This is a genomic window from Pseudomonas sp. DTU12.3 (assembly GCF_004124275.1).
In the GTDB taxonomy this organism is placed as follows: domain Bacteria; phylum Pseudomonadota; class Gammaproteobacteria; order Pseudomonadales; family Pseudomonadaceae; genus Aquipseudomonas; species Aquipseudomonas helmanticensis.
Genome location: NZ_CP027218.1, coordinates 2,221,637 through 2,237,534 on the forward strand (window position 1 = coordinate 2,221,637; position 15,898 = coordinate 2,237,534).

Consider the following 15,898-nt stretch of genomic DNA (forward strand, 5'->3'; position numbering starts at 1 on the left):
GGCGGGCTCTAAAGCCGTCGCGGCATAACCGGCGTGGCGGCGCTCCCTTACTGGCGGCTGTCCAGTTTCTACCTGTTCTATTTCGCCTTGCTCGGGTCGACAGCGCCGTTTCTGGCGCTGTACTTCGATCACCTCGGCTTCAGCGCCGCACGCATTGGCGAGCTGGTGGCGATCCCGATGCTGATGCGTTGCGTGGCGCCAAACATCTGGGGCTGGCTCGGCGACTACACCGGCAAGCGCCTGGCCATCGTGCGCTTTGGCGCGGTGTGCACGTTGCTGACCTTCTCGCTGATCTTCGTCAGCAAGACTTACGCCTGGCTGGCGATGGTCATGGCGCTGCACGCGTTCTTCTGGCACGCGGTGTTGCCGCAGTTCGAAGTCATCACCCTCGCGCATTTGCAGGGGCAGACCTCGCGTTACAGCCAGATTCGTTTGTGGGGTTCGATCGGTTTCATCATCACCGTGGTTGCCCTCGGTCGTCTGTTCGAATGGCTGAGCCTCGACATCTACCCGGCGGCGCTGGTGCTGATCATGGCCGGCATCGTCCTCAGCAGTCTGTGGGTGCCGAACGCGCAGCCGCCACAAGGCAACCGGTCAAGCGGCGACGGATTCCTCAAACAACTGCGCAATCCCGGCGTACTGGCGTTTTATGGCTGCGTGGCGCTGATGCAAATGAGCCACGGCCCGTATTACACCTTTCTGACCTTGCACCTGGAACGACTCGGCTACACGCGCGGCACCATCGGCATGCTCTGGGCCGTGGGTGTCGTCGCCGAAGTGCTGATGTTCATGTGCATGAGCCGGATTCTCGCGCGGGTTTCCCTGCGCCGCGTGCTGATGGCGAGTTTTCTGCTGGCGGCGCTGCGCTGGTTGCTGCTAGGTTCGTTCGCCGAGTTTCTGTGGGTGCTGTTGTTCGCGCAGATTCTGCACGCGGCGACCTTCGGCAGTTTTCACGCCGCTGCCATCGCTTTCGTGCAACGTAGCTTCGGCGCCCGTCAGCAAGGGCAGGGCCAGGCACTGTATGCGGCACTCGCCGGCACCGGCGGCGCCATGGGTGCGTTGTATTCCGGTTACAGCTGGAATGCCCTCGGCGCGACATTGACCTTTAGTATTGCCAGTCTCGCGGCGCTCGCTGCTGCCGTTATCATTGCCACACGTATGCAAGAGGACAGGCCATGAGCCTTACGCGTGAACAACTCGCCCAGCAAATCGTCGATGCCGGGCGCTTTCTTTATGGTCGCGGCTGGTCGCCGGCCACCAGCAGCAATTACTCGACACGCCTGTCGCCGAGCGAAGCGCTGCTGACCGTGTCCGGCAAGCACAAGGGCCAGTTGGGTCTGGACGATGTGCTCGCCACCGATCTGTCGGGCAACAGCCTGGAACCGGGCAAAAAGCCCTCCGCCGAAACCCTGCTGCACACCCAGTTGTATAGCTGGCGCGCGGAGATCGGTGCGGTGCTGCACACCCATTCGGTCAACGCCACGGTGCTGTCGCGCCTGACACCTGAGGACTTCATCGAGTTCGAAGACTACGAACTGCAAAAAGCCTTCAGTGGCATCTCGACCCACGAATCGCGGGTGCGCGTGCCGATTTTCGACAACGATCAGGACATTGCGCGCCTCGCCGCCAAGGTGCAGCCTTGGCTCGACGCCCATCCCGATTGCGTCGGATATCTGATTCGCGGCCACGGCCTCTACACGTGGGGCGCGCAGATGAATGACGCGCTGCGGCAGATCGAAGCCTTTGAATTCCTGTTTGAATGCGAGTTGAAAACCCGCAGCGTCATGAACCGCCAAGGCTGACTTCACCGGAAGTAGCCCATTTGCCTGATGAAATGCTGTGCCCGACCGGTCTGCAAGAACCGGACGGCAAGGCCGATACCGAGGAATTGCCCCAATGAGCAGCCTGTCCGTCTATCACGTCTCAAGCCCCGACATTCCCAACAAAGTGCTGACCCACTTTGAAGACATCGCCTCGACCCTGGCCGAGCAGGGCGTGCGCTTCGACCGCTGGCAAGCCGCGGCGAAGATCCAGCCCGGCGCTACGCAGGAAGAAGTGATCAGCGCTTATAAAGAGCAGATCGACAAGCTGATGACCGAGCGCGGTTACATCACCGTCGATGTCATCAGCCTCAACAGCGATCACCCGCAAAAAGCCGAATTTCGCGCCAAGTTCCTCGAAGAACATCGCCATGGCGAAGACGAAGTACGCTTTTTCGTCGCCGGTCGTGGGCTGTTTACTCTGCACATCGACGATTACGTCTACGCGGTACTCTGCGAGAAGAACGATCTGATCTCGGTACCGGCCGGCACCAAACACTGGTTCGACATGGGCGAGCATCCGCATTTCGTCGCGATTCGCTTGTTCAACAATCCAGAAGGTTGGGTTGCCAATTTCACCGGCGAAGACATCGCCGGCCGTTTCCCGCGTCTGGAGGACTGATTCGATGTCGATCAAAGCCATTGTTACCGACATCGAAGGCACCACCAGCGCGGTGAGTTTCGTGTTTGACGTGCTGTTTCCCTACGCGGCCAAACACCTGCCGGATTTCGTTCGGCAGAACGCCGAACGTGCCGATGTCGCCGAGCAACTCGACGCCGTGCGCCGTGACAGCAGTGCACCGCAGGCCGATGTTGAACGGGTTGTTGAAATTCTCTTGAGCTGGATCGAGGAAGATCGCAAAGCCACGCCGCTCAAGGCCTTGCAGGGTATGGTCTGGGCGCAGGGTTATCACGCCGGGCAGTTGAAAGGGCACGTTTACCCGGACGCCGTTGAAGCACTGCAACGCTGGCACGCTGCGGGTTATCAACTGTTTGTGTATTCCTCCGGCTCGATTCAGGCGCAGAAGCTGATTTTCGGCTGCTCGGAAGCGGGGGATCTGACGCCGCTGTTCAACGGTTACTTCGACACCACGTCGGGGCCTAAACGTGAGGCGCAGTCTTACACCAACATCCAGCAAGCCATCGGCGTTGAACCGGAAGAGATTCTATTCCTCTCCGACATCGTCGAAGAACTCGACGCCGCGCAATCGGCCGGCCTGCAAACCTGCGGCCTGGCCCGCGAAGGCGGCGAGCTGGGAAGCCACATCACCGTCGACACATTCACCGGCATCGAGCCCGAAGCCTTCTGACCACACAAAACCCTGTAGGAGCTGCGGCACGCTGCGATCTTTTGACCCTTATCTTTAAGAACAAGATCAAAAGATCGCAGCGTTCCGCAGCTCCTACAAAGAGTTAGCGATCGTAGTAGAGATCGCGCATAAAAAAACAGGCCGTGAAGCGCATGCTCCACGGCCTGTCTCGTTTAAGGCGTTTTACAAATTACAGCGAGTGATACGTCGGCAGCGCAAAACGCTGCTGGCTTTGCAGCATGGCAATTTGCGGCAACTCGCTGGCTTGTTCGGCCAGGTCACGGCGAATCGCGCTGATTGCCCACGACAGTTGGTCACCGGCATGCAGTTGCTGATAGGTCAGTGCGCGTTTGAACACCTTGCCGTCGCTGCTGCGCAGAGTCAGCAGGATCCCGCCATCGGGACGTGGCGCGGTGGTGACTTCGAAGTTGGAGAACAGCGAGGTAAATTTTTCTTGGATCAGGCTCATGTCTTTCAGCTCCGTATGCACTTGAATGGCAAGCATGCAGAGGAGGTTGCAGAGATTGTGCCAGCATTTTAAATTAAAAATATCCTTATAAATCAATGAGTTGTAAATAAAGAGATTTTCAGGTGTCGTGCAATCTGCATGAGTGGCCATCGTGCATCCTGCATTTTGCGGGATCGTTGTCGATTTGACGGAACCATTCGATCACTTGGCGATCTTCGTCGCATCCGCACAAACAGCGGATACAAAACATTGCAAAAACCGCGTGTACAGCCCGAGAAGCGCTGACGTATTTTCGATCTCGATCCACGCTCGAATGCGTCGGTTGCACCAAGCCATTGCCCGAAAATAAAAACACCGGCCAACACCAAGGCCGAACGGGGAGCTGTCATGAGTCACGCGCCAAGCGACACGATTACCTGGGGCATGATGCTCCGCAAACTGCCGATGATTGCCAAAGCCATCCCGCGGGTGGTCAAGGGAATGAAGGTAGCCAACGTCACGGATCCGACCCAAAGCTGTGGCCTTGGCTGGACATTTGAACAAGCGACCCTGCGCAATCCCCAAGGCCCGGCGTTATTGCAGGGCGATGTCGTGTTGACCTACACGCAGGTCAATCAGTGGTCCAATCGCATCGCTCATTATTTGAGCGGGCAGGGCATCGGCAAGGGCGATGTGGTGGCGGTGTTCGTCGAGAACCGCCCGGAATTGCTCGTAACCATTCTGGCGCTGGCCAAGATCGGTGCCGTCAGTGCGTTGCTCAACACTTCTCAGACCCGCGACACGCTGATCCACAGCGTGAATCTGGTGGCGCCGGTGGCGATCGTCGTCGGCGAAGAATTGAGTCCCGCGTTTGCGGCAGTGCGCGAGCAAGTTTCGATAGCGTCGCAGCGCACCTGGTTCATTGCCGACCACGACACCTACAGCCATCCGGGGATTGCGCCCGACGGTTACGTCAACCTGATCAGCGCCAGTGCCGATGCCAGCAGCGAAAATCCGCCGAGCAGCCGGCAGGTATTTTTCAACGATCCGTGTTTCTACATTTACACCTCAGGCACCACGGGCCTGCCCAAGGCCGGGGTGTTCAAGCATGGCCGCTGGATGCGTAGCTCGGCGAGCTTCGGCATGATCGCCCTCGACATGCGCCCCGACGACGTCGTCTATTGCACCTTGCCGCTGTACCACGCCACCGGCCTCTGTGTGTGTTGGGGGTCGGCGGTCAACGGCGCTTCCGGTTTTGCGATTCGTCGCAAATTCAGCGCCAGCCAGTTCTGGAACGATGTGCGCCGCTATCGTGCGACCACCATCGGCTACGTTGGCGAGTTGTGCCGTTATCTGGTCGACCAACCGGTCAGCGCCGATGACAGCCGTCACGACGTGCGCAAGATGATCGGCAACGGCTTGCGCCCCGGCGCCTGGGCCGAGTTCAAGACACGCTTCGCGGTCGAACACATCTGTGAGCTATACGCGGCGAGCGACGGCAACATCGGCTTCACCAACATTCTCAACTTCGACAACACCATCGGTTTCTCGCTGATGGCTTGGGAGTTGGTCGCCTACGACCATGACAGCGGTGCGCCGATCCGCAGCGCCGACGGGTTCATGCGCAAGGTCGGCAAAGGCGAGCAGGGCCTGTTGCTGGCGCGGATCGACGAGAAAGCGCCGCTGGACGGTTACACCGATCCTCAGAAAACCGCCAAGGTCGTGTTGCACGACGTGTTCAGCAAGGGCGATCGTTTCTTCAACACTGGCGATCTGCTGCGCAACATCGGTTTTGGCCATGCGCAATTTGTCGATCGACTCGGCGACACCTATCGCTGGAAGGGCGAAAACGTTTCGACCACGGAAGTCGAAAACCTGTTGCTGCAACACCCGCATATCTCCGAGGCGGTGGCGTATGGCGTGGAAATCCGCAACACCAACGGCCGCGCCGGCATGGCGGCAATCACCCCGGCAGAATCCTTGGCCACACTGGATTTTGCCGAGTTACTGACGTTTGCCCGCGAACGCATGCCCGCCTATGCGGTGCCGTTGTTCTTGCGGGTGAAAGTCAAAATGGAAACCACCGGCACCTTCAAATACCAGAAAACGCGCCTGAAAAATGAAGGCTTTGACCCTGGCCAGACGGGCGATGACCCGATCTACGCATGGCTGCCTGGTACGCAGACTTATGTTCGAGTCACTGACGAAGTGTTGGCGGAAATTCATCAGGGCAAACATCGTTATTGATTCTGGCTATAAGCGCTTTTGAAAAAAAAGGGGGTGACAGCTTTCGCCGCGCTCGGGAAACTGTCGGCTTTCCGATCGACCGAAAGTGGAGTTGCCCCATGTCCGACCAAAGCCGCCAGATGACCCCTGAAGAAGCTGCCGAATTCACCGAGCAGGTTTTCAACAAGGCGCGCGACGGTGATGCCGAGATGCTTGATCGCCTGGTCACCGCAGGTTTGCCGGTGAACCTGAAGAACAGCAAGGGCGACACTTTGCTGATGCTGGCCAGCTATTACGGCCATGTCGACGCGGTGCAGGTGCTGCTCAAGCACAAGGCTGATCCGGAAATGCGCAATGGCAACGGCCAGAGCCCGATTGCCGGTGCGGCGTTCAAGGGTGACCTGGCCGTGGTGAAAGCGCTGGTCGAGGCCGGTGCCGAGATCGAAGGTTCGTCGTTCGATGGCCGCACGGCGCTGATGATGGCGGCGATGTTCAACCGTGTTGAAATCGTTGATTACCTGATCAGCAAAGGCGCCAACGCGCAGGCCAAGGACGCCAACGGCGTGACCGCGCTGGACGCGGCGCGGACCATGGGCGCGGTTGATACCACGGCGCAACTGGAAAAATTGTTGGGTTGATAAGGTCAAAAGATCGCAGCCTGCGGCAGCTCCTACACTGATTCCTCTGTAGGAGCTGCCGCGGGCTGCGATCTTTTGCTTTGTGCGCTATCCTCCGCGCCCTGAAATTTCACCTTCGCCACAGGATCCGCCCTCATGAAAGCCGCACTCGTCGAACTCATCAGCAAAATCAGCTCCGGCTGCATGGGCGAGGACGAGATCCTGAAAGTGGCCGATGAAGCGGCGCAAGCCTACGCCGATGCCGACGCCTTTCTGGTCGCCAATCCGGACATCAACTACGACGACACCTTCCCGATTCCGTTGGGCGAGTGGGTCGTGGTTGGCAGCCTGCCGGAAACCGTGCTGTTCCAGGCTGACTCTTATGGCGACCTGTTTGCACAGATCGTTGCCTCGTTCGGCCCGGGCGTCGATTTCAACCTCAAGCCCAAGCAACTGGCCAAGACCGAAGCGCTGACCGCACTCAACCGCATCCAGGTGCAGATGAGCAGCATGAACAAGGAAAACGGCGGCTACACGCTGATGAACTTCAGCCAGTTGCTCGATGACGAGCTGCAAATGGTGCTGGTCTACGGCAATGACATCCCTCGCGTGCTGGAATTGTGCGCCGAAGTCGGCATCTGCGCCGCGCCGTCGCTGGAAGCCTTGAAGATCGCCGTTCACGTCTAAGCGCAATAAAAGGGAACCCTGCGCGCGACCGTCTATCCTAAAAGTGCATGCCACTATTCTGGAGCAACGCCATGGGTTCCACGTTCAACGGTCTGATCGGCCTGATCATTCTCGCCCTCGACATCTGGGCAATCATCAACGTGCTGAAAAGCGGCGCCTCCACCGGGATGAAAATCGTCTGGGTGTTGCTGATCATCCTCCTGCCAGTGCTGGGCCTGATCATCTGGGCAATCGCCGGCCCACGAGGCAACGTGCGGATCTGACCGCACCACCTCACTCATGTAGGAGCTGCCGCAGGCTGCGATCTTTTGATGTTGATTGTAAAAAACAAGATCAAAAGATCGCAGCCTTCGGCAGCTCCTACAGGGATTGTGGTTGTGAGGTTCGACCTGTCATCTTCGGCAACGTAGAATGCGCGCCTTTCCCGGGCAATCGTCCCCACGATTGACGCCCGCGCATTCATCGGAGCACTTCACCATGACCGTCACCAAGACCAGCGAGTATCTGGAAACCCTCTACGAAGGCTACGGCCAGCGTTTTCGCATGGAAAAACTGCTGCACGAAGTGCGCACCGAACACCAGCACCTGGTGATCTTCCAGAACCCGCGCATGGGCCGTGTCATGGCGCTGGACGGCGTGATCCAGACCACCGAAGCCGACGAATTCATCTACCACGAAATGCTCACCCACGTGCCGATCCTCGCCCACGGCAGCGCCAAGCGCGTGTTGATCATCGGTGGCGGTGACGGTGGCATGCTGCGCGAAGTAAGCAAACACGCCGGCGTCGAACACATCACCATGGTCGAGATCGACGGTACCGTGGTCGACATGTGCAAAGAGTTTCTGCCGAATCACTCCAGCGGCGCCTACGACGATCCACGTCTGAACCTGGTGATCGACGATGGCATGCGTTTCGTCGCCACCACCACGGAAAAATTCGACGTGATCATCTCCGACTCCACCGACCCGATCGGCCCGGGCGAAGTGCTGTTCTCGGAGAACTTCTACCAGGCCTGCCACCGCTGCCTGAACGAAGGCGGCATCCTCGTGACCCAGAACGGCACGCCGTTCATGCAGATCGATGAAGTGAAAACCACCGCCGGGCGCCTGAACAGCCTGTTCCCGGATTGGCACTTCTACCAGGCGGCCGTGCCGACCTACATCGGCGGCTCGATGACCTTCGCCTGGGGCTCGACCAACCCGGCCTACCGCAAGCTGAGCCGTGAAACCCTGCAGCAGCGCTTCATCGGCAGCGGCATCGTCACGCGTTACTACAACCCGGAAATCCACATCGGCGCATTCGCCTTGCCGCAGTACGTGCTGCAGGCGATCAACAAGCCAAGCAACGACTAAAAGAACGCTGCAAACCCCTGTGGGAGCGGGCTTGCTCGCGAAAGCGGTGCGTCACTCAACAAAAATGTTGCTGACACACCGCCTTCGCGAGCAGGCTCGCTCCCACATTTGCTTCCCCTTACAGTAAATGTCGTTTTTTTCATCTTCACCCGCTGTAATCCTTTTGAACCAACTTTCGGCGTACACAGTCGAGATAGGTGTAAGCCCATTTGCGGGTTTGATCGAGGAGGCACTGATGCAAAAGTGGAAAGTCACTTTCGTGGACGATCACGGTGAAACGGTCAACGAAGTCTTCGAGTGCGAAGAGTGCCCGAGTCATGAGCGGGCCGCCAAACTGATCAAGGAACGCTTTCTTCCTGTCGCCGCCGAGCTGGATCTTAACGATCTGGAAGGGCGCACCGCCGATGCTGGCGTGAAAAGCCTGAAAACCCAGAACAGCATCGAAATCCGCAGCATCACCCCAATCTGAAATTCTTCTTGTCACCTTCACCACCAGGCCTTGGCAGCGGCTCTATCTTGGGGCTACTCTGCAAGCGAGATCAGCGAACGGATCGCTAAGGTCTGGTCTTGTCAGCTACATGCTTGTTTCCCGCCGGCAACCCCGTTGCCGAAGTGCTTTGGCCTGTAAGGCCCGGGGCGGGAATACGGAAAGTCTATCCATCTATGCGAGGGGGACGATTCATGAGCACAGCCTATCAAGAAGACATCAGCAGCAATGTTCTGCGCCGCATGAAAGAAGGCGGTTTCGATTTTTCCCGATTCCATCCCATCGAGTTCTACGCCATTTTCCCGGACGAGGAGCGGGCGCGCAGGGCTGCAGGCAAATTTCGTGGTGAATCCATCAATGCCCAGGTCAGTGTGCGTGATGATGGCGCGTGGGCGCTGGAATTGAGCAAGGTGATGTACGCGACATATGACGACATTGGCGATTTCGAGCAGGGCTTTTCGGCAGTGGTCGAGCCCTTGGGCGGGATAATCGAGGGCTGGGGGGTGAAACAGGAGGTGCGTAGCCGCCACCGGTTGAATTGAATTTTTATTGATTGAAGATCAAAAGATCGCAGCCTTCGGCAGCTCCTACAGGTGATTGGTGTAGGAGCTACCGGAGGCTGCGATCTTTTGCTTTTGCTTTCAAAACATTTCCAAAAGGCAAAAAAAAGCCACCGAAAAGGGTGGCTAAAAGGGAAGACCGATAAGGAGAGGAAACCGGTCAGGGTTACAGCGGGGCGGGCTGCGGGAGCAGTCCAGGTCAGTTGAGCTGGCGACTTCGCGGCGCTGTGCGCGGGGAAGTTTTGCAGCGAATGCGCGGATTATCCGCAGTCAAGGCCGGGCAGTGAAATCAACTCTGACTATGCTGGTGATAGGCGATGCAGTGCGTCGCAATGAAGCGGGGGCAATCAGGTTAGGGCAATTGCCGCACAGGAATGGTGCGGTCTCTCTGGCGTGAATATCCAACCGATTGAAATCAAAGCGTTTATGCCGATGGCACGGGCCTTGCGAAGGCCTGTAAGTCCGGGTGACAAGGAGTACGGCATGATCCGCACCTATTTTGATGAGATGTACGACGCCGGCGGCCAGGTTCGCCCGCATTATCGAGAGTTCGCCCGATGGCTGGCCGACACGCCTGACGAGCTGCTGGCCCAACGGCGCCGCGAGGCCGATTTGCTGTTCCATCGTGCCGGGATTACTTTCACGCTCTATGGGGACGAGCAGGGCACCGAGCGCCTGATTCCTTTCGATACCATTCCGCGCAGCATCCCCGCCAGTGAATGGCGGATCGTCGAGCGCGGCTGTATCCAGCGGGTCAAGGCGTTGAACATGTTCCTCGCCGACCTCTATCACGAGCAACGCATCATCAAGGCCGGGATCATTCCCGCCGAACAGGTGCTGGCCAACGAGCAATACCAGTTGGCGATGCAAGGTCTGGATCTGCACCGCGATATCTATTCGCACATCTCCGGCGTCGATCTGGTGCGCGATGGCGACGGCACGTATTACGTACTCGAAGACAACCTGCGCACGCCGAGCGGCGTCAGCTACATGCTCGAAGACCGCAAGATGATGATGCGCCTGTTCCCTGAGCTGTTCGCCGCGCAACGCATTGCGCCAATCGATCACTACCCGAACCTGCTGCTCGATACCCTGAAAAGCTCCAGCCCGATTGACGACCCAAGCGTCGTGGTGCTGACGCCGGGGCGCTTCAACAGTGCCTTTTTCGAACACGCGTTTCTCGCCCGGGAAATGGGCGTTGAGCTAGTCGAAGGCGCGGACCTGTTCGTGCGTGACGACAAAGTCTTCATGCGCACCACCGATGGCCCGAAAGCGGTAGACGTGATCTACCGCCGGCTCGACGACGCGTTCCTCGATCCGCTGGCGTTCAACCCGGATTCAATGCTCGGCGTGCCGGGTCTGCTGTCGTCCTATCGTTCCGGCAACGTGGTGCTGGCCAATGCCATCGGCACCGGCGTGGCGGACGACAAGTCGGTGTACCCGTTTGTCACCGACATGATCCGTTTCTACCTCGACGAAGAACCGATCCTGAAAAACGTGCCGACCTGGCAATGCCGCAACCCGTCTGAACTTTCCCATGTGCTGGCCAATCTTCCAGATCTGGTGGTCAAGGAAACCCAAGGCTCCGGCGGTTACGGAATGCTGGTGGGGCCAGCGTCGACGAAGGCCGAAATCGATGCCTTCCGCGAGCGCATCAAGGCCAAGCCTCACGCTTACATCGCGCAACCGACGCTGTCGCTGTCGACCTGTCCGACCTTTGTCGAAAACGGCATCGCGCCGCGCCACATCGACCTGCGCCCGTTTGTCTTGTCCGGGCGTGAAACCCGCGTGGTGCCTGGCGGTTTGACCCGCGTCGCACTGCGCGAAGGCTCTCTGGTGGTGAACTCATCCCAGGGCGGCGGAACCAAGGACACCTGGGTGGTCGAGGATTGAAGGAAGCTTGCCATGTTAAGTAGAACTGCCTCGGATCTGTATTGGATGTCGCGTTACCTGGAGCGGGCGGAAAACCTCGCACGGATGCTCGACGTCAGTTATTCGCTGTCGCTGATGCCGCAGGACGGTCGCGGCGATGGTTTGCACGAACTGGCCATGCCGTTGCTGATCACCGGCACCCTTGAGGATTATCTGGAGCGTCACGGCGCACTGCACGCCGAACGCCTGCTGCACTTTTTCGCCCTCGATGCGGCCAATCCGGCGAGCATCTACAGTTGCCTCGGCGCGGCACGGGCGAGTGCTCATGCGGTGCGTGGACGTATCACGGCGGACATGTGGGAGAACATCAACTCGACGTGGCTGGAAATTCGCGGGATCGCCGAACAAGGTCTCAGTCGCTATGGCATGAGCCGTTTCTGCGAGTGGATCAAGGAGCGTTCGCACCTGTTTCGTGGCGCCTCTTACGGCACGATCATGCGTAACGATGCGTTTCGTTTTATTCGTCTCGGCACCTTTATCGAGCGTGCGGACAACACTTTAAGACTGCTCGATGCGCGCTACGAAATGGCCGGCGATCAGGCCGAAGCGGTCAGCGACGGCACGGCCCACGCGTATTACCAGTGGAGCGCGTTGCTGCGCGCCTTGTCGTCGTTCGAGGCCTACACCGAAATCTATCGCGACGCGCCCGGCGCCCGGCACGTCGCCGAGTTGTTGCTGTTGCGCGCCGATGTGCCGCGTTCACTGAGGGCCTGCACCGAAGAGATCGACCAGATTCTCGCGCAGTTGCCCGGCGCCAACGGTCGCCCCGCGCAACGTCTGGCCGCCGAAATGGACGCGCGCCTGCGCTACACCGGCATCAACGAAATCCTCGAGGAAGGCCTGCACGCCTGGCTGACCGAATTCATCCCGCTGGTGCGCCAGTTGGGTAACGCCATTCACAGTTCCTACCTGGAGGCTGCATGAGACTTTCCATTAGCCACGAGACCACCTATCACTACGAAGATAAGGTACGGGCGAGCATCCAGTACCTGCGACTGACACCCCACGACAGCGAGCGCCAGCATGTGCTGAGCTGGCAGCTCGACCTGCCACGCCCGGTGCGTGCGCAGCTCGATCCGTTCGGCAACATCCTGCACGTACTGACCATGGACGAGCCGCACGAGGCGATCATCATTGGCGCACGGGGGCAGGTCGATATCGATGAGTTGCGCGAAGCCGAACACGAAAGCCAGTCGGCGCTGCCGTTTCTGCGCTTTACCCGCTTGACCGAGGCGGATGAGGCCCTGCGTGCATTTGCGGAAAAATCCTGCAAGCAACGGCGCGATCGCACCGGCCTGATCGATCTGATGCACGGCCTGAACCAGCACATGACCTACACGCCGGGTTCGACCGAAGTCGACACCAGCGCCGCCGAGGCCTTCGCCGGGCGTGCGGGGGTTTGTCAGGATCACACCCATGCGTTTCTGGCCTGTGCGCGCAGTCTGGGTGTGCCGTCGCGTTACGTTTCGGGATATTTGTACAGCGAGGATTGTGAACACCTGGCCAGTCATGCCTGGGCGGAAGCCTGGCTGGATGACGCCTGGTACAGCTTCGATGTGACCAACGAACTGGCGCGGCCGGAGCGGCATCTTAAGCTGGCGGTGGGTCTGGACTATCTCGATGCCTGCCCGGTGCGCGGCATGCGCCGAGGCGGCGGATGCGAGCAGATGCACGCGAAGGTGTTCGTCTCGCCGACCCCGATCATCTCCGTCCAGCAACAGTAAACACCATCCCCTGTAGGAGCTGCGGCACGCTGCGATCTTTTGATCTTCTGATCTTGATTCCAAAGATCAAAAGATCAAAAGATCGCAGCGTGCCGCAGCTCCTACAGGGGGGTGCAAGCGTCAGGGTTTAACTTTGCGTCCGGTCATGTGCTTCAGATACCCGACCAACATTTCCAGATCCCCATCCGGCAACACATCCGCCGAAAACCCCGGCATCTTCGCCTGCGGCCACTGGCGTAAACTCTGCGGATCACGAATGTAGCGCTTCAGGAAGTCCACGCCGAAATACTCGGTCGGGTTATACGGAATATTCAGATCCGGCCCGAACTGCGCATCCCCCGCACCGTTCAAGCGGTGACACGCCAGACAATTCTTCTGAAACAACGCAAATCCCAGGTTCACCGGATCATCTGCTTTCAGCGCCGGATCCGGCAGCAGGGCAGGAAAGCGCTCTGCAACCGGCGCCATGCGCTTGATGCTCGCCACTTCGAACGGCCACTGTTCCGGGCTTATATTGCCGGCCTGCGGATCCGTCCACACCAGATAGAACGGCCCGGCGCTGTGTTTGCCTTCCGACAGCGGCGGCCACGGCTGGGCCGGGTCTTCGATTGCCAGCCACGCTCGCGCGCCTTGGCGGTTGAGCAGCGGCGCAGCGGCCAGTTCCGCAGCGAACCCGTCCAGCGCCACGGCTTGCAGGTGATCTCCCGGCTTGATGCCGGTGAGAAGCGCGGCCACGGGCACGGCGCGATAGGTCATGTCCTTCTTGTAGGACACGTCGTTTTTAATCGTCAGGGTTTGCACCTGAGGATGCTTGAGCAACTCCTCGGTCTGCCAGGTGCGACTGTTCTCACCCAGTTGCAAGTCCAACTGCGCGGCAGACAAGGGCATACTCAGCAGCATGGCCCCGAACACAATGAGCGCTTTCAAATGATCGCCGTCCATGTCGTGGAAGTGCGCAAAGGTTGGCACAGCCACGCTGGCCCGGGTAGCGGGCCAGTCATATTTTCAGTGGCGATAAACCGCACCTGCCGCTTGAGTCAGCCGATTACCTTGGTCAAATTCGGCAAAATCAACAACAGCGTCGTGGCGAAAAGAATGAGTCCTGCTTGACGAACTTTCGGTTGTTTGAACATGGCTTGACCGCCTTTATTGTTATTTCCTGATGCGTGCCTGCATATCCATGACGGCGCGCGTTGCACTTCCTGTTGAAGAACGTCTGCCCCGGCAAAACCCGACGACCCTGACGTACATGTACTACCTTAGGGCCCGCGTCACGCTTGGCTTAGATCCATTTCATATGGAGCTTTAAGAAATTGCGATTAAAAAGGCATGAGGCGTATTGCCAGCTTCTTTGCCGCCCGCTTGCTAGACAACTCGGCGACCTGAACCGGTTCACCCAAGGCTTCATGACCGTCCGTCTGAGCGTGTGCGTCAACCGCATTGAGCGCTGTGGTCATTGAATCTGCGACCGCTCGGGTCAAGAGTGAAGGCACAAGAAATCACTCACCGCACAGGTTCGAGGACGTCATGACCCAAGCTTTGATTTTCGACGCGTTACGCACGCCCCGTGGCAAAGGCAAAGCGGATGGCGCCTTGCACAGCGTCAAACCGGTGAATCTGGTCGCCGGCCTGCTGAGCGCTCTGCAAACGCGCACCGCGCTGGACACCAGCCAGGTCGATGACGTGGTCCTCGGCTGCGTCACGCCGATTGGCGATCAAGGCTCGGACATCGCCAAAACCGCGGTGCAAGTGGCCGATTGGGACGTCAGTGTCGCGGGCGTGCAGATCAACCGCTTCTGCGCTTCGGGTCTGGAGGCGGTGAACCTCGGCGCGATGAAAGTGCGCTCCGGTTTTGAAGACCTGGTGGTGGTCGGTGGTGTCGAGTCGATGTCGCGGGTGCCGATGGGCAGCGATGGCGGCGCCTGGGCGCTGGACCCGCAGACCAACCTGCACAGCCACTTCACCCCTCAGGGCGTCGGTGCGGACTTGATCGCCACGCTCGAGGGCTTCAGCCGCGAGGACGTCGATGCCTACGCCCTGCATTCGCAACAGAAAGCGGCACGGGCGCGGGCCGATGGTTCGTTCAACAAATCGCTGGTGCCGGTGCAGGATCAGAACGGCATCATCCTGCTCGATCACGATGAGTTCATTCGCGCCGAATCGACGCTGGAAGGCCTGGGCAAGCTCAAGCCGAGTTTCGAAATGATCGGCCAGATGGGCTTCGACGCGACCGCGCTGCGGGTCTACAGCCATGTCGAACGAATCAACCACGTGCACACGCCGGGCAACAGTTCCGGGATCGTCGACGGTGCCGCGCTGATGCTCATCGGCTCCGAAGCCAAGGGCCGCGCACTGGGCCTGCAACCACGGGCGCGGATTGTCGCCACGGCAGTGACCAGCACCGATCCGACCATCATGCTTACCGGCCCTGCTCCGGCGACGCGCAAAGCGCTGGCCAAGGCCGGACTGCGCGTGGAGGACATCGACCTGTTCGAGGTCAACGAAGCGTTTGCTTCAGTGGTGCTGAAGTTCATCAAGGACATGGCCGTCGATCCGGCCAAGGTCAACGTCAACGGTGGTTCCATCGCCATGGGCCATCCGCTGGGCGCCACCGGGTGCGCGATCCTCGGCACCCTGCTCGATGAACTGGAAGCGCGGCGTCTGCGCTATGGCCTGGCGACGCTCTGTGTCGGCGGCGGCATGGGCATTGCCACCATCATCGAACGCCTCTGAG

The 15,898-nt window shown here is 59.3% G+C and carries 17 protein-coding genes; 15 read left to right on the forward strand and 2 right to left on the reverse strand.

Annotation, left to right across the window (positions count from 1 at the left end):
* Positions 1-33 precede the first annotated feature (33 nt).
* From C2E19_RS10285 to mtnC, 4 genes are all read left to right on the forward strand, one after another.
* Entirely contained in the window at positions 34-1,179 is a 1,146-nt protein-coding gene (locus C2E19_RS10285; RefSeq protein WP_129391304.1) for an MFS transporter, read from the forward strand.
* The gene (locus C2E19_RS10290; RefSeq protein ID WP_129391306.1) at positions 1,176-1,802 is read left to right on the forward strand and encodes a methylthioribulose 1-phosphate dehydratase; all 627 of its coding nucleotides are present in this window, start codon (positions 1,176-1,178) and stop codon (positions 1,800-1,802) included. The genes C2E19_RS10285 and C2E19_RS10290 overlap by 4 nt, the downstream gene beginning before the upstream one ends.
* Before the next feature lie 94 nt (positions 1,803-1,896).
* Positions 1,897-2,442, forward strand: coding sequence for an acireductone dioxygenase (locus C2E19_RS10295; RefSeq protein ID WP_129391309.1), 546 nt, complete (start codon positions 1,897-1,899; stop codon positions 2,440-2,442).
* A 4-nt stretch (positions 2,443-2,446) separates the two neighbouring features.
* Entirely contained in the window at positions 2,447-3,130 is a 684-nt protein-coding gene (gene mtnC, locus C2E19_RS10300; protein ID WP_129391312.1) for an acireductone synthase, read from the forward strand.
* 190 nt (positions 3,131-3,320) lie between these two features.
* Here the strand turns inward: mtnC and C2E19_RS10305 are convergent, their stop codons facing one another.
* Positions 3,321-3,599, reverse strand: a complete 279-nt coding sequence (locus C2E19_RS10305; protein ID WP_129391315.1) for a DUF3509 domain-containing protein — start codon at positions 3,597-3,599, stop codon at positions 3,321-3,323.
* A 387-nt stretch (positions 3,600-3,986) separates the two neighbouring features.
* Here C2E19_RS10305 and C2E19_RS10310 point away from each other — a divergent pair, with 387 nt between their 5' ends.
* From C2E19_RS10310 to C2E19_RS10360, 10 genes are all read left to right on the forward strand, one after another.
* Positions 3,987-5,825: a long-chain-acyl-CoA synthetase gene (locus C2E19_RS10310; protein ID WP_129391318.1), complete on the forward strand. Its 1,839-nt coding sequence runs from the start codon at positions 3,987-3,989 to the stop codon at positions 5,823-5,825.
* A gap of 98 nt (positions 5,826-5,923) precedes the next feature.
* Positions 5,924-6,442: an ankyrin repeat domain-containing protein gene (locus C2E19_RS10315; RefSeq protein ID WP_122608419.1), complete on the forward strand. Its 519-nt coding sequence runs from the start codon at positions 5,924-5,926 to the stop codon at positions 6,440-6,442.
* 135 nt (positions 6,443-6,577) lie between these two features.
* Positions 6,578-7,108, forward strand: coding sequence for a hypothetical protein (locus C2E19_RS10320; protein WP_129391321.1), 531 nt, complete (start codon positions 6,578-6,580; stop codon positions 7,106-7,108).
* A gap of 71 nt (positions 7,109-7,179) precedes the next feature.
* On the forward strand, positions 7,180-7,371 hold the full coding sequence (locus tag C2E19_RS10325; protein ID WP_016773784.1) for a PLDc N-terminal domain-containing protein: 192 nt from the start codon (positions 7,180-7,182) through the stop codon (positions 7,369-7,371).
* A gap of 214 nt (positions 7,372-7,585) precedes the next feature.
* Entirely contained in the window at positions 7,586-8,461 is an 876-nt protein-coding gene (speE, locus tag C2E19_RS10335; RefSeq protein WP_064118650.1) for a polyamine aminopropyltransferase, read from the forward strand.
* Between the two features lie 235 nt (positions 8,462-8,696).
* A complete protein-coding gene (locus tag C2E19_RS10340) occupies positions 8,697-8,930 on the forward strand; it encodes a hypothetical protein (protein WP_129391324.1) in 234 nt (77 codons plus the stop codon).
* 212 nt (positions 8,931-9,142) lie between these two features.
* On the forward strand, positions 9,143-9,490 hold the full coding sequence (locus C2E19_RS10345; RefSeq protein ID WP_008080948.1) for a ribonuclease E inhibitor RraB: 348 nt from the start codon (positions 9,143-9,145) through the stop codon (positions 9,488-9,490).
* A 501-nt stretch (positions 9,491-9,991) separates the two neighbouring features.
* Positions 9,992-11,401 (forward strand): circularly permuted type 2 ATP-grasp protein, encoded by a 1,410-nt coding sequence (locus tag C2E19_RS10350; protein WP_007914061.1) that lies wholly within the window; start codon positions 9,992-9,994, stop codon positions 11,399-11,401.
* Positions 11,402-11,413: 12 nt separating this feature from the next.
* Entirely contained in the window at positions 11,414-12,364 is a 951-nt protein-coding gene (locus tag C2E19_RS10355; RefSeq protein WP_129391327.1) for an alpha-E domain-containing protein, read from the forward strand.
* Positions 12,361-13,164 (forward strand): transglutaminase family protein, encoded by an 804-nt coding sequence (locus C2E19_RS10360; RefSeq protein WP_129391330.1) that lies wholly within the window; start codon positions 12,361-12,363, stop codon positions 13,162-13,164. The genes C2E19_RS10355 and C2E19_RS10360 overlap by 4 nt, the downstream gene beginning before the upstream one ends.
* Positions 13,165-13,284: 120 nt before the next feature.
* Here C2E19_RS10360 and C2E19_RS10365 read toward each other — a convergent pair whose 3' ends face one another.
* Positions 13,285-14,106, reverse strand: coding sequence for a cytochrome c (locus tag C2E19_RS10365; RefSeq protein WP_129396104.1), 822 nt, complete (start codon positions 14,104-14,106; stop codon positions 13,285-13,287).
* Positions 14,107-14,691: 585 nt separating this feature from the next.
* On the opposite strand from C2E19_RS10365, the gene C2E19_RS10370 reads away from it, so the two are divergent.
* Positions 14,692-15,897 carry an acetyl-CoA C-acetyltransferase gene (locus tag C2E19_RS10370; protein WP_129391333.1) on the forward strand — a complete coding sequence of 402 codons (1,206 nt, stop codon included), beginning with the start codon at positions 14,692-14,694 and terminating at the stop codon, positions 15,895-15,897.
* Position 15,898 lies beyond the last annotated feature (1 nt).